Source organism: Mucilaginibacter hurinus (assembly GCF_003324525.1).
GTDB lineage: Bacteria > Bacteroidota > Bacteroidia > Sphingobacteriales > Sphingobacteriaceae > Mucilaginibacter > Mucilaginibacter hurinus.
The window spans coordinates 666963-690808 of the sequence record NZ_QGDC01000001.1; the positions used below are offsets into that span (position 1 = coordinate 666963).

Below are 23846 nucleotides of genomic sequence, written 5' to 3' on the forward strand. Positions count from 1 at the left end.
CGATGTGGTTCAGCGATAAAAAGAAAAATGGAGCGCAAGTGCCTGATGAGGTCGCACGTTCGATCGCGGGCAGGATCGTCCGCGTGCAAAAGGCAGCATCAGAACACCTCAATAACAGGGTGAACCGCTATGACCGGCGCACCCAGTTACGCTGGTTCCTGCTCGGTTGCTTCCTGGCTTTGCTGGCGATCCTGAGCAGCGTATGGGTGACCATGCACCATCGACCTATGCCCCAGCTCAGGTCCAACGCGATGCCGGTCCATATCGGCAAAAGTTCTGATGGCATACCGTTGAAACCTGAACCATCAAAAGACTCTGTTAACATTAAAAATAAAGCTTATGGAAACGACAAATGAAATGAACGGTCAAGTGCCGTTAAACCCTGAATTGCAAAAAAAGAGAAAGTTCTATCTGGTGGTACCCCTGCTGGTATTGCCCTTTCTAACACTGGCGTTCTGGGCGCTGGGTGGTGGCAGCGCGAAGAACGATGACCGGCAGGACCTGCAGCCGAACGGGATCAATATGGCCCTGCCTTCCGCACAGTTCAAAGGCAAAGAAGAAACGGACAAGCTGAACATCTATCAAACAGCAGCGAAGGACAGCGCACGCATCGACGATGGCGTGAGCAAAGACTTTATAGAAACGATGGGATTCGATCCCCGAAAGGCAGATCATAGCGCTTCGGCCGAGACCCCGCAATTCAACAATGAAGCCGATCTGGGATCGGCACGTATCACCGCCAAACTTGCGGAGATCAACAGGCAGGTCAGCCGGCCGGGACCAGATCCAGAGACCGAAGAAAGCAGTGCGCAGGTCAAAAAATTGAACCGGATGGTCAAGGCCATGAACAGCCCCAGTGCCCGGGATCCCGAGATGGAACAGCTGAACGCGATGCTGACGAAGATACAGGCGATCCAAAACCCGGAACTGGCCTATAAACAACCTGCCAAAAGAACGGATAATACGCCTTTCCAGGCGGTACCCGCCGTCATCGACGGCAAACAAAAAGTGGTTGACGGCGGAACGGTCCGCTTAAAATTAACAGACTCGGTCGTGCTGAGGGGATACCAGTTGCCAAAGGGACAATTGTTATACGGAGCCTGCCAGGTCACAAACCAGCGACTGTTACTGACCATCCAGAACATCCGGCTGGACCAGCAGATCATACCGGTCAGTCTGACCGTATTCAGTCTGGATGGTATGCCCGGTATCCCCGCCCCGGAAGCTGACCTGGGCACTGTGGCCGGTAACGGCGCGGACAACGCGATCCAAAGCATGCAGATCATGAGTATGGACGCCAGTATCGGCGCTCAAGCCGCTGCGGGCGGGATCAATGCGGCCAAAGGCTTATTCAGCAAAAAGGTGCGCAAGATCAAGGTCAAGTTGAAAAATGAATATCCGGTATTGTTAAAGATCAATAAATCTTAACGTTATGAAACCCGTCAATCGCGTACTGTTGGCTTTCAAAGCATGGGATGACCAGAAGGCCGAATTCGATCCGTTGCTCAAGAACGGCGCATCGGATGAAAAGACCATGCATCGTCTGCAATTACTACATCTTCAGCAAGCCCGGCACCGTCTTCTGCGCAGTATTCGGCCTGATGAGCTGCCCTTTATGGCGCTTTTGAAGGCTCAGATCGAACGATCGGAAAAAAAGGTCTATCCCAATCTTTGGCTTCGCCTGTTCTTCCGGCTGAAAGATCGCTTCATGGATGGTCCGGCCTACCTGCAAGATCAGGCCCGGCAAAGAAGCGAAAATATGGAAACGCTGAAAGAGCAGTTAAAGGAACGTGGCTTAAGTTCGGTCGCGGGCCGGCTGGATCATCACCTCGACCTTGATCACCGGCAGGTCTGCCTGCCCTTGAACAGCCAGTTGGGGCCGGACAAACGCCTGGACCTTGACCTGCATTTTGAGAAAGATGCTTATGGCAATTTCCAATTACAGCTACTGGAAGGCACGCTGTTGCAAAAAGATCAGGATATACGCCATTTCCGCTTCGAGTTATCGGACTGGCCAGGCTTAAAAGCCAGCCAGGCGCTGAACCTGTTAGAAGGCCGCCCGATCAAGCAGGTCTATACCGATGCTACCGGAAGCGAGAACCAGCGCTGGGTCGAGCTTGGACAAAATGGTGTGCAATATTACTCACCCGGTCACCCATTTGATGTCGCAGAGGCCATCTTGGTCTTTCCCAATATCACCCGTAACCCGGAGGACCTGATCCATTACTTAGAAACCGGCAAGCAGGTCGCGACATTTTGGAAACACGATGGCAACCTTCAATCCGTATATGTGCAAGCCGATCCGGGCAATAATACCCTAAAGTTCTTTGACGGTAAACAGCGGCCGGTAACAGCGGAACAGCTTAACCAGAAAGCGAAGCAGGCGACAAAACTCCAACGACCGGACCAAAGCCTGGCGGTCACGCAAAAAAAACTGAAGAACGGCCATCGGGTCAACTGAACAAACTCATAAAAGGACATGAACAAAGCGATCAATTTTTATGAACTCAAGGCGGAGCTGGCCCAATTAGGTTTCCGTGATCCCGGGGTCACCGACCACCTGCGGCAGGCCATATACCAGGACAGCGGCGAACATCATCTCTACACAAGCCTCGGCGAGGTGGCCTTTGACCTCGACCTGATCAGGGACGGCCATCACCGCCTGTCCTTTATCGGCTATTCCGGCAGCCTGGGTGCAGGCAACAGTAACTGGCAGTTGCAAAGCTTTCAGCCTGATGTACCGGCGGACGAAGCCGCCGCCTTGCTGACCGCCAGAGCTTCCCGAAACTCGGAGATAGCAGATATTTCCCTGATCCCGATCGGACGACCGGAAGTGGCGGACTATATCGAATCAATACCTGTGGCCCGCGAGATGGCCATGGCATCCATAATATCAAATCATGAAACCATGAACGTACAAAATTTAGAATTTCTGAAAAAAAGCTTACTGAACCTTGGGTTCGGTGACAAGGTGAACGGCGAACTGGAAAAACAGATCGGCAACAAAGTTCCTGAATTTACACTGGGTACTAAACACGAATTCAATCAAACGCCTGTAGATTACACCTTACACTTTAAGGCAGGGGATACAGATGGCATGTATTTCTTCAACAAGTTCGACGCTGCCCTCAACCAGGGTAAAGATAAGGAAACCAAGCAAACCTTTTATATCAACAAAGGCAATGGTATCACGGCCAAAGAAGCCTTTAACCTGATGGAAGGCCGCGCGGTCCACAAACTGCTTTTCAATAAAGAAAGCGAAAAATACTACGCCTGGCTGCAACTGGACCCGGATAAGCTGAACGAGAACGGCAATAAGGAGATCAAGCGCTTTAACGAGAATTACGGTTTCGACTTGGACAAAGTTCTTTTGGGCAAGGGTATCAAAGAGCTAAACACACAGGAGACCGCTGAAAACCTGATGCGTTCTTTAAAGAAAGGCAATCTGCAGCAAATCACGGTGGAGCGCAATGGGGAAGAAAAAAAATACTTCATCGCCGCCAGCCCGCAATATAAAACGGTCGACCTGTATGACCACCAAATGAAGCGCATTAAACGCGAAGAACTCTTACAACCGGCACAAAAAGCCGGCAATACCCAAAAACAAACCCGGCAGCAAAAGGAGGGCCTGCCCGAAAAAAAGCAGCGTTCGCAAAAGCGTAAAATGACGGTTTAAAAAAAGGGCGGGATAATTATCCTGCCCTTTTTCATTCCATTCATTTTTAGCGATATTTGAATATGCCGAATATCTTGATCACAAATCTCACCACCATGATGCCTCCTGTCAATAAGGGGCAGTATACCGCTAATCGCGAAGTTCATTTGGAAACCTTGAGTGCCAACGAATTCGAGGAATTCACCTATTGGTTGTATAAAACCGAGATCGCTGACGGCACATGGAACGGAATGTATGATACCATCCACCTGATTCAGGCGTCATCAGACATGGCACGGGATTGTGCCTTATATAAAAATAATAAGCTGGCCGGTGTAATCCAGTGTAAACATAGCACCAATCCAACCAACGCTTTAAGCGAAAGTGTTTTTGCTAAAGAGATCATCAAATTCGGATTGTATGCCATAGTATTTAAGACAGAACTACCTATCAGCCAGGACCTGCCTTACTACATCGTCACGAATACCGGTTTTAAGGAAGATTGCGAAAAATTGATAGACGATTTTCGAAACCAGATCGACACGTATGCAAATCTGGAAAAATACAGTAATTCAGCGATCAGCACTTATAAATCTCTTAAGGGACTAAATTTTAAAACCATCGAAAATGAGCTAAGGGATAACCTTAAAAAACTATCTCTGAAGAAGGTTGATCACCATGAGTTAAAAAAGACCCTTCTTAAACCCTACCAAGAAGCTACCATACTCAATTATTTTCATGCGATGCCGGTCGTGAGTAAGGCATTGATCGCTCCAATTGAAGCGAAGTTGGATGATGTCTTACAAAAAGTTCAGGTAATGGTCTCACCTCCACCACCTGAAAGACCATCTCAGATCATTTTTGAAGGCACTTATATACCGCGATATGTTCACGCCGTCGAAAATGATTTTTTTGCTTACATGCTTGGTCAAAAGGATACCCTGGAAGATGAGCTGCTAAAGAACCGGCACTTAGCGCTTATTGGTTGGGGACAAACCGGAAAAAGTACCGCACTACGTCATCTCGCCGCTACGCTTTCGGATGGAGATCACGAAGATCATGTTTTCTTTATCCATCTTGATGACTATACCGATAAGGACATCAAAGATCTTATCCCCCGTATCAATGAACGTCCGGTCGACAAATTGCTTGTTATTTTAGATGGATTAGATGAAGTACTTCAGCAACACTACAGTACAGCTGTTGCCAAGATCAAAGCATTCGTCCGGGAATACCCTTTGGTCCGGATGGTGGTAAGTTGCCGCGAAAATTTTTATGCGATCCATGCGGATCGAAGTGAGCTCAATACTTTGCCGCATTTCTTATCATTGCGCTTACAAGATCTTGATGAGGAAACGATCGATGATCACCTTAATTCATATGAAAATTTCGACCTAAGCAATTTCGTGAACAGGATAAAGGAGGAAGAACTTCAAGACTTGGTTAAGATTCCTTTTTATCTGATCCGTTTTGCATCAGAATTCCATCAAACGGGTAAACTGATCAAAGGGAAAAGCGCATTATTTAATGAACTATTTGACAAAAGCGCTATTGAGGCGGCTAAAAAGCAGCCCGGAAAAGATATAAGCGCAAAGGTTCCCATAATAAAGTCAGCCTTGGAACGCCTGGCCTTCGTAATGGAAGTTCAAGGTAAGAACTTCTTTACCCGTGATGACCTTGTCAAAATTTTGGATGGCCCCGCTGCAGAATTTGTGCAGGAAGCCGGCACGATCATCTATGGCAGTGCTGACGCCGAAGGACATTGGCGATTTATCCATCATCATATGCAGGAATACCTTGCAGCAAAAGTTTTAGCGCGGCAAACACCCGATCTTGTCATGGGTATCATCACGCGGGATCCGGCTCATACCATATTACGGCCAAGTTGGGCACATACCATATCGTTCCTGATCGGTATTCTTGAGCAGGGAGATCATCTACGACAAGAAATCATCGATCTGCTGATCAACAATGAGCCTGGTTTACTCATGCAGTTTGAGCCCGAAAATATTTCGAAAGAGGTTCGGCATGCAATATTTAAAAAGCTAATGGACTCTGCAGGGTTACAGGATAAACGTTTACACAGAAGCAAATTTGAACCCATAAAACTGGCTCGGTTCTCTCAAACAGAAGATAATATCCGGTATGCCATTGACTTGTTAAATTCTCCGAAGTCAGATGTACAACTTTCAAATATCCTGGAGGTCGTAGCTTTTTATCGGCTGGAAACTTTTCCCACGTTAAAACCGGCTTTACGCAGAGCTGTCGAGCAACATTTAACTCATGACGATGAATTTACGCGCTATTTGGCGATCAGAGCGCTCATACAATTATTCCGATTGAAAGATAACGAGTATCAGTTATTATTTGATCAATTCCAATCTTCATCGAACAGCTATATCAGGTATATATTATTTCATAGTATATGGCAACAGGGATATACAGAAAAATTTCTCGGCTATGCGTTAAGCCAGATCAGGCTTATCATGAGTGAAGAAAAAAGAGAGTCAGGTCATTCAACCACGCATTCCAGCCGGCTTGGCAATGAGGCTTACGAGCTTTTGAATGTCATTAGGTCCGTAGCTACCGAAGCAGGTGTTATTGAAATGGTGAAACATTGGAGCAATAACCTTGGTCTATACAGTTACACGATCTCTTTCCGCGAGTACCGCACACAACTATTTAAACTTGCGAAGAAATTACAAAGCGTTTCGATATTCGGCCAGGTGACGGCAACAATTCTAACCAATATCCGGACTTTCGCAGGCGGTCATTCCTTTTCGGAGATCGCGGTATATCTACAATCGACGGGAAGAGCTTCTGAATTAGTGAGATCTATTTATCAGTCTGCTGCGCCAGCTGGTTGGGAACACTTTATATTGATCTCACAGCTAATGGATCAGCAAGGATTTGAATTTTTAGAGCAAGAAGCGATAAATAAAAAAATGACCGAAGGACAAGCGCAAATGTTTCAACGGCAGATCCCCGAAAAAGCGCCGGATTGGGAGGCCAAATGGAACGATGTGGTAACTACAAACTTTCAAATACCACCTCCGGTGATCATTGATCATAAAGCGGAACATCAGCAGGAAACTGTCCGTAAAGCCAAAGCGCTTTTTGACAGGGCGGTATTTAAGCATGAAGTTCAATCATTATTTACGGCGGTCAGCAAAGACCCGATAAAATATGATGACCTTCACGTGCTGGATCCTAAGGACCGGATCAATTATCACGTGTTTTACTGGGTATTCAAGAACCTGGAGCGTAAGTTTGATTTCTTGGGTGAATATAATTTAGCCGGAGTGTTATCCGATATAGATACGATCCCTGAAATTCCATGGATGTCAAAAATTTATATATTCTTGAAGGAACAGCGGGATGTCAACCTTGATCAGGATCAGATTCAAATACTAAAGGAGTGGGTGGATGTTCAAATCGATAAACTGAACTTTAAGAACTCATATGGATTTATGAGCGACGAAGGCGGTGTAGAACCAGAACTCGATCCGATGATCATTACTTCTTTTCTTTTAAGGAGGTTCGAGTTTAAAGGATATGCCAAGGAAAAATATCTTGACCTGTTATCAACACACAGATATAATGATCAGGAAACAGACATATTTGAATTTGTATTATCGGCGACAAAATTGAGTGATGTTACAGAACGGGTTTATGAGAACCTCGCGGAAGGTGGTCTAAAGTACCAGGTCTTGCAAAATCACATAGATCATCTGTTAGCTCATGATCTAAAAGATGGAGCTGACCTCTTAATTCCTTATTTGGCAAATAAAGAAACCTATGAGTGGCCCAATGTGCTTTCTGCTTTCCGAAAGCTTGGTGGCGATATGAAAAAGTTGCAGGGACTGCTGGACAAGTTGGACGGCTATGTGCAGACCACTTTGATCAACGCCCTTAAAGAGACTATACCAAATGATACCAGACAATGGTTGTCGGCGATGGTAAAGACCCCAATGGATCAAGATCAAAAGTTACGCTATGCGAAGCAATTGATCTGGCTTCAGGACCGTGACGGTTTGCAGATCTACTATGACCATATCAGATCAGAAGGCCGTATACCGGATAGCTCAGCACCGGGGAACCCTTTATATGTTGTTCATCAACTATCGCTAATGGATCTTGCGCTCGAAATTTATCAGTTCGCTTATGAAGGAAGTTATATTTACGACATCATGAGTGATCTGAAATCTATTGCGACACATATGTTAAGTTCACTTGCATTCAGCGGCAATAATTTTCAATCGTTCAAGTCAGCCTTCGAAACATTTCTGGATGACAAAGCAGCGGAAGTCGCACCGGAACCTGAAAAAAGGCAAGAATTATTATATCAGGCAAAATATTGGTTTGAAGGTGCTGAACATCAATATTATTTAAGGGACGAAAAGCCCATCGGATCAGATGAAGCTATCGCAATGGCTAAAAAATTAAAGACAGATTAAAGTATCCCCTGTTAATTATCAGGAAGTTTTTTTTGGTTGAGCTGCCGCACCTGTTTTAAATACCAATCATCGCTTGCTATTAGCAACCGGTTGATCCGTTGCATCGAATTGTTGTTAACTTTGATCACCTGATGATCACCAACGACAGTATGTTTTATCATTTTGGAGTTCATTCCTTTTGAATAACTTTCATCTCTGACGAAGCCATTTATCGCAAAACAATGCCTGAAGGAGATTGGGAAATAATAGACAAAATCGCCCGTAAAATTACTGTTGTAGATAAGGCCGTCCAGCTTGATCCCGTGACCCGGATTATCGGAGGTGATAAAATACGGCCCTTCCTGAGGTGCTGTAAATAGCTCCCATTGACAGTCGATCAACGCTATCCGGTATTTTTCATTTCGCTCGGAATCAGGTGACGAACGCATGATCAAACCATAAAGCTGCATCTGTTTACCAAAATCTTTGTTATTTAGATTAGCGTTCTTTAAGGCTTGAACGGCAGCGATCCTGATATCTGTTGGTAACCAAGCAAATGGGCCAACGGCACTGTTTTGCACTTCGTATATTTGAGCGATAGCCGTTTCGATCCAATCGACCTTGTTTTTTTCGATAACATCTTTTAACCAATAGGGATTGCGCAACTTCATCTGGAGCAGGAAATCACATAGGCGCGCAGCATCATTCATGGGCAACTCATCACTATTGATTAATTTATCAGTGATCAACCGGTACTCATTTTCTAAATGATGCAAAACCTCTGATTCCACAAATAGCTGATCATATTCATCTAACTTAAATGTGGTGCCTGTAAATTCAGGTTTGATCGAGTAAAAGTTTTCTTCGATGCATATCCGATTAGGATGATTCTTTTTGATCGGCTCCTGAAATCCACCCTGTACATTTTTGATGTCCAGGGTATAAAGGTGATCTCCATTCATAAAATTGCGCAGGTAACACCGAGGCACGTAATGGTGACGCTTGGGTTTTATTGCGGGGTCTTTTGGTTGTTCCTTGTTCATCAGATAATAAATTTAAGCAATTAAGCACAATACAACAGCTACACACTATTTAAATAGCTGAAACTGTAAGTTCACTTCGCTATGTTTGAAGCGACAGGTATCGCTGCTGTAGAATCCGGCTAAGTGTTTGGTGTGCGGGCAATATCCATATCGGATGAGTTTGATCTTGCCTTCCCGGACAAGACGCGCAACATACCTGCAAATGTTGGGACGTAATATACCTGTCTGAACCTCGACCATTCGCATCGTGGCTGGTATTCGAAAAAAGGCATCGTAGGTCCTGATAATTTCAGTACGGCGGTTATGGTCCAGCGAAATACTTTGGTGATCTGTTTGCATAAAACTTTAATTTTTACGCAAATTGCCCTAAGCGATCTTCCTTATCATTCACAATGAAAGTAAGGAAGATAACGACATTAAAGATCTTTGATCAAAGCTTCCAACTTGGGGTAATAAGATCTTGAAGCCCTTTTATGGGTATTACCCAAAGAGCGTTTGTCCATATTTAAATTAGGAATGAGCTGATTTAAAAGGGTGGTCTTCTGATCTGCTGTAAGGCTTGAGTCAATGTTACCGCCGCGATCCAGTATATCGAACCAGGCTACCACAGCACTTTTACTTCGTTCCCCCAATCGGTAAGTGCCCTCATTATTTAAAATTGGTGGTTCGACCCTTTTTAAGACATCAATAAAGATCGACGTCTTTGAAAGATCCAAAAACAAGCTTTTTTTACCGGTTAATTCTCGCACGGCTGCACGTGATGATGCGCCAAGGACTTCGCGCTTAGCCTTTAACCAAACTCGAAAAATGTCGGCTTTCCGGATACTTGAACCTTGAAAAGAACTCTTAAGATTGGCATTGCCAATGATCTCTACATAGTCTAAAAAGTCCGACTTATTAGCGGGGGTAAGTTCAAACTGCTCCTCTAAAAGTGACTTTAGATCGTCTGCGTTCGCAGCCTTAAAAGCATGTAGGAATTTAGTTTCCAGAACGATCTGGCGCAGGCGGAATTGTTCTTTTACATTTGCAGGCTCAGAGCTTTTGGAGAACTGATAATTATTCAGGTCATAAGAAAAAAAGCGATCCGGCCAATTATAGTAGCCATGGGTCCGATCTACCAGATTTATCGGTATTGTCGTTTGTTCTGCTGGAGTACTGTCGTCCGTTGCCGGGAGCGCTATCTGATCTTTAGCTTCATAAAGTATTTCATCCGCGTAGGCTTTTAGAATGATAAATCTTTTTTTAATAGCATTCAGTTCTGTTTCCGAGACTTTTTTTACAACGATCAATACCGTAATTTCAGTTTGAAGATCGGCCATAATTAGCTCGTTAAGTATCGCTGCACGCAGCTTAAGATCAATGATCTTATCCAGTTGCTTCATCAAACTTTTCGCTGCGGCTTGCGCATAATCTCGGTAGGTCGTTATGTCGGGATTGTCAATGACATATTGCTTGAAAACATCAAGCTGATCGGATAGCTGTTTTAAGTTGTTTGCTAACTTAGTTTCCGAGATCCTGTGACCGTAATATTTTTTATCCAGAGTGTTGGCAAGCGCTTTGTCAAAAAATTCTTCCGTAAGTCTTTTGGACTTGGTCTCCAGCGGAGTATCCGCAACAAAGGGAGCGGCGAACGGTTGGCTATGCCTTTCATTACTTTGCGTCCGGGGCAAACGCTCCGCGCTATCCTTTGCCCATTCTTTATCGGAGATATATTCCCGCAAAAATAAATGAGGCTTTGGACATAGGGGCGCCTGCAAATATTCAGCTTTGAGGATATTTTTAAAATGAGGATCTGCTTTGATCACTTCCTTGAATGGAAATGCTGAAAAATTTAATTCATGTTCAAAATCGATCTCGATATTTTCAGCTAACTTCATTTAAAACTATTGATCAGGTTCACGGAAAGTTAAAAATAAAAAAATTACCTCTTGAATGAATTATTTAGACGAATGGTATGATAGCCTGCAAGCGTTCAAATGGAAGAATGCCCTGGTCAATGATCCTCATTTTCGTAATCTTGATGCCATTAAAAATGAGGTCGGCAGCTTTTTTCCTGAGAAAGACCTGCAATCACCATTGCGTAAAAATCACGACAACTGGCTGTTACACATCCTTGCAGATAAGCAACCAAGCTCCATCTATTTACTCAATGAGGTAGCCGAGCTAATTAAATTTTACCGAAAACTTCCGAATGGAGAAGCGCTCCATATTTTTCAAAAGAACGGAAAGATCAACTACCGGAGTTTTAACGAAAAACTTTTTGAATTGCAGGTTAATTATCTGTTGCGGTCCGTTGGTTTGCATCCTCAGATCGGCCAGTCTTATCTTTTGGATGGGAACGAAAAGGAGATCGATCTTTTACTCGAACATAACGGCCAAACCTATAATATTGAAGTGACCAAATACTATGATGCGTTTACGGAGGAGTTACTTGCTTTAAGTATGGATATTATTGGGACCCTTCATCAGACGACGATCAAAAGGACCTTAACCCTGGATGAAATTTTTTCCGGCTATATCGCATTTAAAAAAAGGAAGGACGGGCTTATTAAACAAAACAAAGAATTGTTTCATAAGGGGGTCAAGGACTTTATACATGGTTACCGTTCCGTAAAAGAAGATGACACGATCAGACATCCCGCAAAAAAAGAAACTGATGATCTTGTATTCCAGATAGAACCTGTTTTCAGTCAGAATTACGAACGCACCTATGACCAGAAGCTGGACAGATACCCTGGATATATTAAATTTAAGATCGAAGCAGACCTTAAAACTAATCGTTATCATGCGAACGCCTACACTGCGGCCAGGACAAGTGTTGAGGATGGAAATAAACGTTTGATCGGCAAGATCAGGGAAAAGCTGAAGCAACATAGTAAATATCAAGATGGCTTACTGGTTATCGTGCTGGCTATAGAGCAGGTTTTCAGCAGCTTCTCCAACAACCGGGCGATCCCGATCAGGCAGAATGATGTTGACAAGCACGCTATACATGCAGAGATCCGCGGTAAGGCAGCAGTTGTTTTGTTGTTTAAAGAGCTTAAACCGGATGGTATTTCTTACCAGAAAATGATATTAGGTGATAAAGTCTTGTATAGTGGGATATTAGATCTGATATTAAAGATCTATCCGAATATCCGATATATAACGGACGAGAACACAGATCAGCACTAATTACACACATCAATTGAACCGGTACATAAGCCCGACCGAACCCCATTGATGCGTATCCTTTTCGGCTTGTTTGGTATCGCTCGATTCAATCGTCACTCCTAAGTTGACGATCATCCGGCTGCCCGCATAGCTCAGTCCCATTTGATTGCACCATAAAACGGGTTCTTTGCTCGTGGTGATCTCTTCCGTGCCCGCCACCGGATGATCGCGAAATAAGCTGCCCTGGATCGTGGCATCAAACAATACCGCATGGACGGCAGGCTTGCTGTAAAAGAAAAATTCACGTTTATGCAGTAACGGTTGATCCTCGTTGAAACTTGCCGTACTTTGGGTACTTACCGAACGGTACAAGGGGTTGAAATTACCCAGGCGGATCAGCGTTCCGATGCCCGCCCCGGTGAAGCCAGTGCCTAACCGGGCATAACCGGATAAACTCAGATCAGCCCAGCTTGTACGGGCCAGCAGTCTATTCCCTTCAGCATTCAAGTTCAGCTGAAAGTCGTTCTGAACCTGGTATGGCCAGGAGTTCAAACGGTAAAAGCCGAAAGTATCATGTATAAAATTTTGGATCACTTCGCCACCCGAGGCCGGTCCGACCACCGCCAGGCTGCCCGTCAGCTTTAAATTTATTTCGTTTTTATACAGGCGGTTCTCGGAAACACTGACGTACAAATAACCGGCAATGGGCCTGTCAACATACCGCGCGTCAGGTAACGCGCCCGATCTTGCGTTGAATATCTTCTGACCCAACTCCAAACCGAAGATCACGTTCGCCAGGTTCTTGCTTTTGAAACGGGACGGATCTACAGCCTTATGGTAGTACAGGAAAAATCCGTTGGTGTAATACCGGTCGGAACCCTGCCCCAGGAAAGAGTCATTTTCTGACATAAAGCCCGCTTCAGCGCTTCGGGTCTGCGCGAAACAGGCTCCATACACGAAAAAGCACAGGATCAGTGATACAATAGATCTTTTCACAGCAATATAAATTCACCTAAAGTACGCAAATTATGCGCTTTCAAATTAAAAATAACTGGAGATCCCCAGTTGAAATCCACCTGTGCGTGACGGTGAGTTGCCTAACAGGTCCGTTTGACGGACGATCTTATAATTCAAACGGAAAACGGTTTGCGGGCCAGGCCGCCAGCTGATACCAGGTGTCAGGGCCCAGAGGTGGTCACCTATCGGGTCACCTGTTTCCCGGAACCTGCCGACGTTCCAATCGACATATTCCGCACGCAGCGCGAGATTGATCACGGACCTGGGTAACCCGGCGATCGTGCCGCGGAAGACAGGCTGCACGATATCAAGGAAGCCACCCTGTTGCCGCCGGCCATACTGCTGCGTATAAGTGGGCGCGACATCGATCTGGACCCAGGCCCATTCCGCATTGAGAGCCGTTCCCCATTTAGCTAAAATAGTATTCATATCCAGGGCGAATACATCCACACGCCGCTTCTTATCCAGCGTAAGGCCGTCATCCTGAAATTTGTTATAGATGCCACCCATGTAGGAAACACCTATCTCCGCAAGACGCTGCTTTTTGACAGCGGTTTTTAATGTGAACAAAGGCATCCCGTTATAACTCTCTTCAAATCGATCCGGGTTCAGTTTAGCTGCGGCTAAAGACGTTCGGCCACTGGGATTGTTAATGATAAAATCATTAAAACCGTTCGTAAGATACGCTTCGTAGGCAAAGATCCAGTCCCGGCGATAAGCCTTACCATAAAGTCCGAAGCCGGCATTGCTCCAGGTCGCCGGCAGCATTTCCGTCGCTGACACGGGCCGGTCGATGAATTCCCACTTCGGGCCATCGTGGTTTTGGTTGAACGATCCGATCGGATTTAACACGATGCCGCCCCGTAAGTTGACCAATGGATGCAATTCGAGATCAAGTGCGGCGAACTCTATATTGATCTCTTTGGCCCCATCCTCAAACTCGACCTCGGATAAAAATTTGATACGGTCATAAACCGTCGAGGCGACAAACAATGTAAAGCGCCGCATTTGGAACTGATGCCCTTCTGATACGCCATCAGTTCCCAGGTGCTGGTAGTTAGCTTCCGCATAGCCGCCTAAGGACACAGGTAGTTTACCCAAAGATAAAAAGGGCCTGTCATACGTAGCGTCCATATTCAGTTTAAGTCCGCTGGAGTCCCGGAAGGACCTTCGCAATAAGGTGCTGTCGATCTGCGCGAGAGCTGTCCGGATGCCCGTGAACATCAGGATCATTATAAAGACCTTCTTCATGATCTTGCTTTTCTGAGGTCGATGAATAGGTCACTGCCAGTGATGCTGACGGGAAATTTACGCAGATCTCTGACCGCAGGTCCCTGAGTGACCTTGCCGTTACGGTCATACTCGCTCCCATGCGCCGGGCAGACCAACTGGTTACCAGCCACCTGTAATTCTGCCCCTTGATGCGCACATTGCATCCACAGCGCAGTATACGTTGCTTCGTCCAGGCGGAACACAGCGACCGGAAAGCGCAGTTGTTCGTGCCTGACAATAAAAAAATTACGCTGTTCTTTTGCCGGCTTTAACAGATCGATCGGGATCAGCAAACCATCGGTGACCATTTTAGCGGTGACGTAATGATAGGAAGTGCAGGCGGTCATCAAACCGGCCAGGCCAGCGGTACAGGCTATACACGCGTCAAGTAAAAAATCTCTTCTTTTCATATTAAAGTGATTCTAAGAAATTGAGTAATTTTTGTTTTTCAGTGGGTGACAATGCACGATAATTATTACGGCTGCGGCTGGCTTCCCCGCCGTGAAGGTTGATCGCCTGATCGATACTTGCAGCGCGTCCGTCGTGTAAGAGATAATATTTACCTCCCTGAGAGTTCCGGGATAGACCCAGTCCCCAAAGTGGTGGTGTGCGCCACTCGGGCGCTTTCGCGCTGCCTTCAGTATAGCCATCATTAAGTTCATTGCCCATATCATGAAGCAAAAGATCAGTGTAGGGCTGAAATGTGACATAAGACAGCGAACTGACCGGGGAGTATCCGGTTCGCAACTCGGGTCGGTGGCAGCCGGCGCATTTCGCAGTGATAAATATCTCCCGGCCTTCCTTGATCTGCGTTGAGTTGGCCTCCCGCTGAACCGGGGCTTTAAGTGTTCTCAGGTAAAAAACGATATCCGATATTTTTTGGGTAGCGATCTCAGGGTCGCTTTCTTCTCCGCTATAGGTGTCTGTGGGTTCATAAACAGAAGTTATTCCGATATCCTCATTATACGCCACTGCTGTCTGCTGCAACAGATCATAGGTCGCCGCCTTTTTGCCAAAACGGCCGATCGCCCGACCATTCCGTAATATTCCACCGACTCTTGGCCTTACATAGTTTTTAGGAACTATCCAATTGGGTACACCGCTTATTCCGTCACCATCCGTGTCCTGCGGATCTGCCAAAGCGAGGATCAGCGAATCCGGCACCGCATCCAACAGGCCCAGGCCTGTATTCGCAGGCGGCGTAAAACGGGAAAAAGCCGCCCCGGCGGGCAATTGCTCCGGCTGGTATCCCTGGATCGCCCGGTGCTGGAGCTGAGGCCCGCCCGCCTGGAGAAAACGGTTGCCCGTTTCGTCGACCTGCCCGAACCTGGTCAGCGTGGTAAATGGATGCCCTTTACCGTCGCCCGCATGACAGCTTCCGCAGGACGTTGAGACAAACAACGGCCCCAGCCCGGTCTCTTTCGTGAACACCTCATTATTAAAAGCGACATCCCCCCGCAGAAATTGGAGGCGTTGTTCAGCTGTAAGCCCATCCAGAGGCCCATCCAGCACCTGGTCATCGGCGGGTGCCGCAGGTTGGAACTTCGTACAGGCGACCATGAACACGGGCAAAAGGTATAGGAATCGAATCTTCATATTTGAAATTTTGGTAAATCTAAATATAAAATTAGATTAACCTAATTTTTTTGTTTAGTTATACAAAAGAATATAAATATGACTTAACTTTATTTGGAGTGTGTAACGCTCGTCAGGGAACATTTTTGAAACTAAACAAATGTTTATCTGTAGTTATATGCATCGGAACGATATGAAAAAAGCAGCAGCCCTCTCTCTTGCGACGTTTTACCTTTTACTCACAACAGGGTTATTCGTTTGCAATTTTGATTACGGCGGCTATTTTCTTTTTGAGCTCACACAAAAGGCGACGATCGCGGAGACTTCGGTCCAGGTCGATCGAATGATCGAAAGCCATAAAAATGACCGAACAGATGTGGTCTGCACTTACCTGAGTAGCAGGGAGGTCATCAAACCTGGTGATCCTGACCAAAAAGAATTCTATCCTTTGATCATCGGTTCGGCATATACCGCTATGGTTGCACGATCATCCATAGCAGTTCATGAACCTCGCCCAATGATCAACCGGCCTTTCCTGGGTGCTGTTCCGATCTATCTTAAAAAACGTGTTTTACTGATCTGATAAGTGCCTCTGACAGACCTGCGAACCAACACAACCTGTTAACTAATAAGCCATGAAGGCTTACATTATCATTTATCAATAAAACATCAGATCATGAATACTGAAAATTCAAATAAAAATCGCGAAGAACAACATCAGCACGCTGAACATCATACACATCCTGAACACCATGAAGGGCCGGGTCATGAGAATGAACCTGAACATCATCAGGAAAGTGAGCATCACGAAGAGGGCGAGCACCATGACCCGGGCAAAACGGGCCAACAAGAGCAACATGACCATAAAGAACATCACGTTCACCCTGAACACCATGAAGGCCCCGGTCATGAGAATGAGCCTGAACATCATCAGGAAAGTGAGCATCACGAAGAGGGCGAGCATCATAACCCGGACAAAACGGGTCAACAAGAGCAACATGACCATGAAGAACACCACGTTCACCCTGAGCACCATGAAGGGCCGGGGCACGAGAATGAACCAGAGCATCATAAAGAGAAAGAGCATCATACAGAGGCTGAACACCATGATGCTAAGAATAAAGACCAATAATGCTTAAAACAGAGCGGCCCAATGATCTGGGCCGCTCTTTTTTAATGTTCAGACGAACGCCGATCACGATCCCGGCAATGATGCGCAATGTTGCTGCCAAGTCGCCGAGATGCGCGGCAATAGCAGAAACTCGCATGTCAGCCCGTGATGAGACTGCCGCTCCTATTTTGAAGAATATTAATAGTGCGGCGTGGTAAGTGATGAAATTCGGGAAATGTTAAATTTCGTTAAATTCAGTAACAGCTTTGTACCTATCAAGTCAAACAAATCACAAAAGCCGTTGTTATCGAGGTGTTTGAAAAATGTTTGGTAACATCGTCTTCTAAATTTTATTTATAAAACATTATCTTTGCATTCGTAATGAGATGGATTTGCTTCATATTCGCCCTGTTTTTTCTCTGCATGGACCTTGAGCCGTGCAAGGACGGGATAAATATCGCAAGTCAAACCGTTAGCATTTTAACTGCAGCTCATACGCAACATTCGGCACCTGTTCAGGATCAATGTCCGCCGATGTGCCATTGTAGCTGTTGCAGTGTTCAGTTGGTGATCGCTAAAAAACTGGTCATCCAGCCGCTCACCGTTGTTGATACTCCTGTACAGATGAGTTTCATCCCTGAAAAACCAGTGACCCGTCCTACGAACGTTTGGCAACCTCCTAAGCTGAACGCATAACTTTTCCTTTTTCCGCTTGAGCATCCTTTGATGCCTGTCAGCGGCTATAATCCAAATTTTCAATATTTACTTGTATTGGTATGGCAAAAACCAGGTCGAAACCTGTGGCGCATACCTCTGTCAAAAAGAAACGTTCATCACGAAAACCATTGTGGATGAGGATCACCCGTATGATCGGGCTGATCATCGTGACCATAGTGCTGTTGATCGCCATGATCGGTATCGTACAGAGGTACTGTCATATCTTATCCAAGCATTAAAATAAGTTATGCTTAATAAGATCATTCATTTTTCAATTAATAATAAGTTAGTTATAGGGATCTTCACCCTGGCCCTGATCGGCTGGGGCATATGGTCCTTGAAACAACTGCCCATCGATGCCGTTCCTGACATCACCAACAATCAGGTTCAGGTCATCACGCAAAGCCCTGCACTCGCCACACAAGAAGTGGAACGGTTAATATCGTTCCCGGTAGAGCAAACGATGGCGACTATTCCCGAGATCGAAGAGGTGCGTTCTATCTCCCGTTTTGGCCTATCGGTGGTCACTATTGTTTTTCATGACGATGTCGATATATACTGGGCACGTCAGCAGGTCAATGAAAAGCTTGCGGAAGCCCGTAACAACATACCCTCTACTTTAGGCAATCCGGAGATATCACCCATATCTACCGGCTTAGGCGAGATCTTTCAATACGTGGTCCACGCCAAGCCCGGTTATGAAAAAAAGTACGACCCCAAGGAGTTAAGAAGCATCCAGGACTGGATCGTACGCCGCCAGCTATTAGGTACACCAGGCATCGCCGAAGTGAACAGTTTTGGAGGTTTACTGAAGCAGTATGAGATAGCGATCGATCCGGATCGGCTGCGGAGCTACAACCTCGGTCTGGCCGATGTGTTCAGCTCGCTTGAAAAGAACAATCAGAATACAGGTGGTGCTTACATCGATAAAAAGCCCAATGCGTATTTCATCCGGAGCGAAGGTTTGGTCGGTAACACTGATGATATAGGCAAGATCGTTATCAAAAATAATCCGAACGGCACGCCGATATTGGTACGGGATGTGGCGACGGTTCAGATCGGCAGCGCTATCCGGTATGGCGCACTTACCCGCGCCGCGAAAGGCACTACGGGTGAAGCGGTCGGTGGTATTGTTATGATGCTGAAAGGCGCTAACGCCAACAAAGTGGTCAATGAGGTCAAAAGCCGCATCGAACGCATCAACAAGACCTTACCCCAGGGTGTGGTCATCGAGTCGTTTTTGGATAGGAGCTCCCTGGTAAAAAGAGCTATAGGCACGGTCGAGAAAAACCTTGCAGAAGGCGCGCTCATCGTGATCTTTGTACTGGTCATATTTTTGGGTAATCTGCGTGCCGGTCTGATCGTGGCGTCGGTCATTCCATTGGCTATGTTATTCGCTATTTGTCTGATGAACCTGTTCGGTGTGTCAGGTAATCTGATGAGCTTAGGCGCGATAGATTTCGGTCTTATCGTTGACGGCGCGGTGATCATTGTAGAAGCGACGATACATCACCTGGCCCTTCGGAAGACCACGAAGATCATGAGTCAGCAGGAAATGAACGATGAGGTTTATGAATCCGCCAGCCGTATCCGTTCAGCCGCAGCTTTCGGCGAGATCATTATTTTGATCGTTTACCTGCCGATATTGGCCCTGGTGGGTATCGAAGGTAAAATGTTCCGTCCTATGGCAGAAACAGTGGCCTTCGCCATATTAGGCGCGTTCATACTATCACTGACCTACGTACCGATGGCCTCTGCCTTGTTCCTGAGTAAAAAACCGCATCACAAAAAAAACTTTTCCGATCGTATGATGGATGTGGTACATCGTGCCTATCTGCCGATGATCAATGGCGCGCTTCGTATGAAGGCCATTATTGTAGGTACCGCTGTCGCCCTGTTAATTGTCGCGGTATTCGTTTTTTCCCGTCTGGGCGGTGAATTTATCCCGCAACTGGAAGAGGGTGACTTCGCGGTAGAAACAAGACTGCTGACCGGTAGCTCCCTTTCCCAAACGATCGATAAGGTCAATCAGGCCTCAGCCATACTGGTGAAAAAGTTCCCGGAGGTCAAAGAAGTGATCGGGAAGATCGGGGCTGCAGAGATACCGACCGACCCGATGCCGATGGAAGCCTGTGACCTGACCGTGATCTTAAAAGACAAAAAAGAATGGACGTCTGCCAGCGACCGGGAAGAACTGGCCAACAAAATGGCTGAGGAACTGGAAAATATTCCCGGGGTCACTTTCGGATTTTCGCAGCCGATCCAATTACGTTCCAATGAACTCATATCCGGTGTTCGCCAGGATATCGGTATCAAAATATTCGGCGAGGATCTGGCAACCCTGACGACCTTGTCACAAAAGATCGGAAGGATCGCAGGTTCTGTACAAGGTGCCGCCGATATCTATGTCGAACAGGCGACAGGTCTGCCACAGGTGGTCGTTAAGATCAACCGCGACCGGGTGGCGCAATACGGCATGAATGTAGAAAGCGTCAACCAGGCTGTTAATACCGCTTTTGCAGGTCAGGCTGCCGGCCAGGTCTATGAAGGTGAACGTCGTTATGATATGGTGGTCAGGCTGGATGACCGCAACCGTCGCAACATCAATGATGTAAAAGATGTGTTCGTTACCGCCCCGGATGGACGTCAGATCCCGCTGGAGCAACTGGCGGATATCAGTTTACAGGTCGGGCCTAATCAGATACAGCGTGAAGACACGAAACGCCGCATCATTGTAGGCCTGAATGTTCGCGGCCGCGATATTGAAAGCGTGGTCAATGAGATACAGGGTAAAATAGAGCAGCAGGTAAAAATGCCGACAGGCTATTATGTGTCCTATGGCGGACAATTTGAGAATTTGAAAGCGGCCTCTGCCCGTCTATCGGTAGCTGTGCCCGTGGCATTGTTGCTTATCCTGGTGCTGCTTTATTTCACTTTTGGTTCCTTTAAACAATCGATACTGATCTTTACCGCTATCCCGATGGCGGCCATCGGTGGCGTTTTCGCCCTACTGGTGCGAGGCATGCCGTTCAGTATTTCAGCAGGCGTGGGTTTCATCGCCTTGTTCGGGGTCGCTGTTCTGAACGGTATCGTATTGATCACGGAATTTAACCGCTTAAAAAAAGGTGGGCTGACCGACCTGAAAAAGATCGTTCTCGAAGGCACCAAAGAGCGACTTCGTCCGGTATTGATGACCGCGACGGTGGCGTCGTTAGGCTTTATGCCGATGGCCATATCCACTGCGGCCGGTGCCGAAGTGCAAAAGCCGCTTGCCAGCGTTGTGATCGGCGGACTCATTACTTCCACTATTTTGACCTTAATCGTATTACCTGTGTTGTATACCTATTTTGAGAATTTTCGTTTTGGCCGTAAGAGGTGGGCCAAGGCGGGAACGGCAGTTTCCTTAGTACTGCTGACATTTGTGATGTCACCGAACCCGGCCGCGGCGCAGTCCCGGCCGGCTATCGGTGCCCAGCGCCTGACCATGGATCAGGCATTGAACACTGCATTGACCAATAACGTAGGCATCAGAGTATCCCAATTGGGGATCAGCCAGCAAACGGCACTGAAAGGTAGTGCGTTTGACCTCGGCAAGACCAATTTCGATATGCAGTACGGACAGTTCAACAGCATCAAACGCGATAACTATATCTCCATACAACAAAGCATCCCTTTCCCCGGATTGATCAGCAGCCAGCGCAGGGTATTTGAGGCCCAGGAGCAGAACGCCCGTATCGGTCTCGACGTAACCAAAGCGCAATTGCGTTACCAGGTCCGTCAGGCCTACGGGCAACTGGCGTATTTTACTGCACTGCATGACCTGTACCAGCGCCAGGATTCAATTTACGGCGAATTCCTGCGGGCCGCCTCTGTGCGGTTTGAGACCGGCGAGAGCAACCTGCTGGAGAAGAAGACCGCGGAGACGCAACTGAACGAGGTACGTAACCAGAAGAACAAGAATGACGGCGATATCGCCGCCGCAAGTGCTGAACTGCAACGCCTGCTTTACACCAAGGACTCTGTGGCCATCGATCCGCGTGAGTTCCGCAAAGCGGTCTCCGAGTTCCGGCACCTGGACAGTGCCATCAAACAAAGCCCGCAGTTGGCCTACCAGCGTCAGCAGGTAGAACTGGCAGACCGTAACCTGTCTTTAGAAAAAGCACGTTCGGGACCTGACTTCCGTGTGGGCTATTTTAACCAATCCATTATGGGCATACAGAACGTTAACGGACAGGATCAGAATTTTACGGGCGGGAAACGTTTTCAGGGCGTACAAGCCGGAGTATCCATCCCGCTGTTCTTTAAACCCTACAGCGCACGCATAAAGGCCGCGCGTATCGAAAAGCAGGTCACAGAGAGCCAGCGTGATCTTTATGAGACCAATCTGGCGAGCCAGTATGAACAGGCCTATCACCAGTTGCTCAAGAACGACCGTTCACTGCGCTATTATGAGAGCAGCGCCAATCCGAACGCGAACCTGATCCTGAGCCAGGCCCAGATCGCTTTCCGAAATGGCGAGATCACCTATGTGGAGTTCCTGCAGGCGCTCAAGACCTTTTCGGATATCCGTTTCGCCTATTTACTGGCGATCAATCAATACAACCAATCTGTTTACGACCTACAATACCTTACCGGTTTATAATAATGAAGAAAATGAATAAGATAAAGATCACGGGGCTTTTTACAGCCCTGGTATTTTCCCTGATCCTGAGCAGTTGCGGCGGGAAAAAGAACGAAGAAACGGCAGCGGCCGACACGGCCAAAAAGGAAGAAGCGGCCGACCTGGCAGAGATCAGCGAGGCCCAATATCGTACCATAGGCATCACCACCGACATCGCAGGTCAGAAGGCTCTGAGCGGCGTACTCAAAGTGAACGGTTTTATCGATGTGCCACCACAGGACCTGGTAAGTATCACCACCCAGATGGGTGGCATCGTCAAGTCGATACCGGTATTGCAGGGAACGCGCGTCAGCAAGGGCCAGGTCATAGCCGTACTGGAGAATCAGGACTATGTACAATTGCAACAGGATTTCCTGGACAGCAGAAGCCAGCATGACCTGAACACCACTGAATACAAAAGGCAGCAGACGCTTTCACAACAGAATGTGACCGCGACCAAAGTGCTGCAACAGGCCAAAGCGAATTATGAAAGTTCGCTGGCCCGCGAATCCGCCCTCAAACAGCGGCTGCGCCTGATCAATATCAACCCGGATAAGTTAACCCCGGAAGGCATCCGCAGTTCCGTGAACATCTATGCGCCTATCAGTGGGTATGTCACCAAGGTAAATACCAACATCGGGAAGTTCGTCAATCCGAATGATATCATGCTGGAGATCGTCAACAGCAGCAACCTGCACGTGGAATTGAACGTGTTCGAAAAAGATGCAGAGAAAGTAAAAAGCGGACAGACCGTACGATTTACGCTGACCAATGACACTACTGAACGTGAAGCTACCGTATCCTTGGTCGGACGCGAGATCAATCCCGATAAGACCATTCGTATCCACAGCATTGCAAAGGGCAGTTTTAACTTCCTGCCGGGAACTTACGTAAAGGCCTTTATTGAGACAGGGAAAGATCTCACTACCGCCTTGCCGGAAAGCGCGATCGTAGATTTTGAAGGGAAAAAATACGTATTCATAAACGAAGGCATAGTGACCGAAAAGCGAAAAAACGAAAATGGAGAAGAGGCCGATACAAAAATGTATCGTTTCAAGATGACCGAGATCGCTGTCGGAGTAAGTGAAGGTGGCTATGCTGCCGTGACCTTGCCGGGCGGTCTGAAAGAAGATGCGAAGTTCGTGATCAAAGGCGCTTATGACCTTTTAAGCAAACTCAAAAACAGCGAGGAAGAAGAATAAATCAA

General features: G+C 46.8%; 18 protein-coding genes. 11 read left to right on the forward strand and 7 right to left on the reverse strand.

Going from position 1 to position 23846, the window contains the following annotated elements; genetic code table 11:
• Positions 1-2 precede the first annotated feature (2 nt).
• From DJ568_RS03000 to DJ568_RS03020, 5 genes are all read left to right on the forward strand, one after another.
• Positions 3-356, forward strand: coding sequence for a hypothetical protein (locus DJ568_RS03000; protein ID WP_114003735.1), 354 nt, complete (start codon positions 3-5; stop codon positions 354-356).
• Positions 340-1428 carry a conjugative transposon protein TraM gene (gene traM / locus DJ568_RS03005; RefSeq protein ID WP_114003736.1) on the forward strand — a complete coding sequence of 363 codons (1089 nt, stop codon included), beginning with the start codon at positions 340-342 and terminating at the stop codon, positions 1426-1428. Before DJ568_RS03000 ends, traM begins: the two co-directional genes overlap by 17 nt.
• A gap of 4 nt (positions 1429-1432) precedes the next feature.
• Positions 1433-2461 (forward strand): hypothetical protein, encoded by a 1029-nt coding sequence (locus DJ568_RS03010; protein WP_114003737.1) that lies wholly within the window; start codon positions 1433-1435, stop codon positions 2459-2461.
• Between the two features lie 18 nt (positions 2462-2479).
• Positions 2480-3676 (forward strand): hypothetical protein, encoded by a 1197-nt coding sequence (locus DJ568_RS03015; protein WP_114003738.1) that lies wholly within the window; start codon positions 2480-2482, stop codon positions 3674-3676.
• 62 nt (positions 3677-3738) lie between these two features.
• The gene (locus tag DJ568_RS03020; RefSeq protein WP_114003739.1) at positions 3739-8112 is read left to right on the forward strand and encodes an NACHT domain-containing protein; all 4374 of its coding nucleotides are present in this window, start codon (positions 3739-3741) and stop codon (positions 8110-8112) included.
• 11 nt (positions 8113-8123) lie between these two features.
• On the opposite strand, the gene DJ568_RS03025 is transcribed toward DJ568_RS03020, so the two are convergent.
• The gene (locus tag DJ568_RS03025) at positions 8124-9134 is read right to left on the reverse strand and encodes a DUF4238 domain-containing protein (protein ID WP_114003740.1); all 1011 of its coding nucleotides are present in this window, start codon (positions 9132-9134) and stop codon (positions 8124-8126) included.
• 416 nt (positions 9135-9550) lie between these two features.
• Positions 9551-11011, reverse strand: coding sequence for a hypothetical protein (locus DJ568_RS03030; protein ID WP_114003741.1), 1461 nt, complete (start codon positions 11009-11011; stop codon positions 9551-9553).
• A 55-nt stretch (positions 11012-11066) separates the two neighbouring features.
• On the opposite strand from DJ568_RS03030, the gene DJ568_RS03035 reads away from it, so the two are divergent.
• Positions 11067-12308 carry a hypothetical protein gene (locus DJ568_RS03035; RefSeq protein ID WP_114003742.1) on the forward strand — a complete coding sequence of 414 codons (1242 nt, stop codon included), beginning with the start codon at positions 11067-11069 and terminating at the stop codon, positions 12306-12308.
• Between the two features lie 9 nt (positions 12309-12317).
• Here DJ568_RS03035 and DJ568_RS03040 read toward each other — a convergent pair whose 3' ends face one another.
• Genes DJ568_RS03040 through DJ568_RS03055 form a run of 4 tightly spaced genes read right to left on the reverse strand, consistent with a single transcriptional unit; the run spans position 12318 to position 16172 of the window.
• Complete coding sequence (locus DJ568_RS03040) at positions 12318-13283, reverse strand: lipid A deacylase LpxR family protein (RefSeq protein ID WP_147238703.1); 966 nt, start codon at positions 13281-13283, stop codon at positions 12318-12320.
• 45 nt (positions 13284-13328) lie between these two features.
• Complete coding sequence (locus DJ568_RS03045) at positions 13329-14555, reverse strand: hypothetical protein (protein ID WP_114003744.1); 1227 nt, start codon at positions 14553-14555, stop codon at positions 13329-13331.
• Positions 14552-14986 (reverse strand): QcrA and Rieske domain-containing protein, encoded by a 435-nt coding sequence (locus tag DJ568_RS03050; RefSeq protein ID WP_114003745.1) that lies wholly within the window; start codon positions 14984-14986, stop codon positions 14552-14554. Before DJ568_RS03050 ends, DJ568_RS03045 begins: the two co-directional genes overlap by 4 nt.
• 1 nt (position 14987) lies before the next feature.
• Entirely contained in the window at positions 14988-16172 is a 1185-nt protein-coding gene (locus tag DJ568_RS03055) for a di-heme oxidoredictase family protein (RefSeq protein WP_114003746.1), read from the reverse strand.
• A gap of 172 nt (positions 16173-16344) precedes the next feature.
• Between DJ568_RS03055 and DJ568_RS03060 the strand changes: the two genes are divergently transcribed.
• The 3 genes from DJ568_RS03060 to DJ568_RS17610 all read left to right on the forward strand — a co-directional run bounded on the left by DJ568_RS03060 (position 16345) and on the right by DJ568_RS17610 (position 17958).
• Complete coding sequence (locus DJ568_RS03060) at positions 16345-16734, forward strand: hypothetical protein (protein ID WP_147238704.1); 390 nt, start codon at positions 16345-16347, stop codon at positions 16732-16734.
• A gap of 93 nt (positions 16735-16827) precedes the next feature.
• The gene (locus DJ568_RS03065; protein ID WP_114003748.1) at positions 16828-17283 is read left to right on the forward strand and encodes a hypothetical protein; all 456 of its coding nucleotides are present in this window, start codon (positions 16828-16830) and stop codon (positions 17281-17283) included.
• 360 nt (positions 17284-17643) lie between these two features.
• Complete coding sequence (locus DJ568_RS17610; RefSeq protein ID WP_394339535.1) at positions 17644-17958, forward strand: DUF6660 family protein; 315 nt, start codon at positions 17644-17646, stop codon at positions 17956-17958.
• Between the two features lie 37 nt (positions 17959-17995).
• Here DJ568_RS17610 and DJ568_RS17155 read toward each other — a convergent pair whose 3' ends face one another.
• Positions 17996-18172, reverse strand: coding sequence for a hypothetical protein (locus tag DJ568_RS17155; protein ID WP_158534859.1), 177 nt, complete (start codon positions 18170-18172; stop codon positions 17996-17998).
• Positions 18173-18226: 54 nt separating this feature from the next.
• On the opposite strand from DJ568_RS17155, the gene DJ568_RS03075 reads away from it, so the two are divergent.
• Together DJ568_RS03075 and DJ568_RS03080 are read left to right on the forward strand one after the other, a co-directional pair.
• On the forward strand, positions 18227-22621 hold the full coding sequence (locus DJ568_RS03075; protein WP_114003750.1) for a CusA/CzcA family heavy metal efflux RND transporter: 4395 nt from the start codon (positions 18227-18229) through the stop codon (positions 22619-22621).
• 11 nt (positions 22622-22632) lie between these two features.
• Positions 22633-23841 carry an efflux RND transporter periplasmic adaptor subunit gene (locus DJ568_RS03080; RefSeq protein WP_233496613.1) on the forward strand — a complete coding sequence of 403 codons (1209 nt, stop codon included), beginning with the start codon at positions 22633-22635 and terminating at the stop codon, positions 23839-23841.
• The last annotated feature ends 5 nt before the right edge of the window (positions 23842-23846 follow it).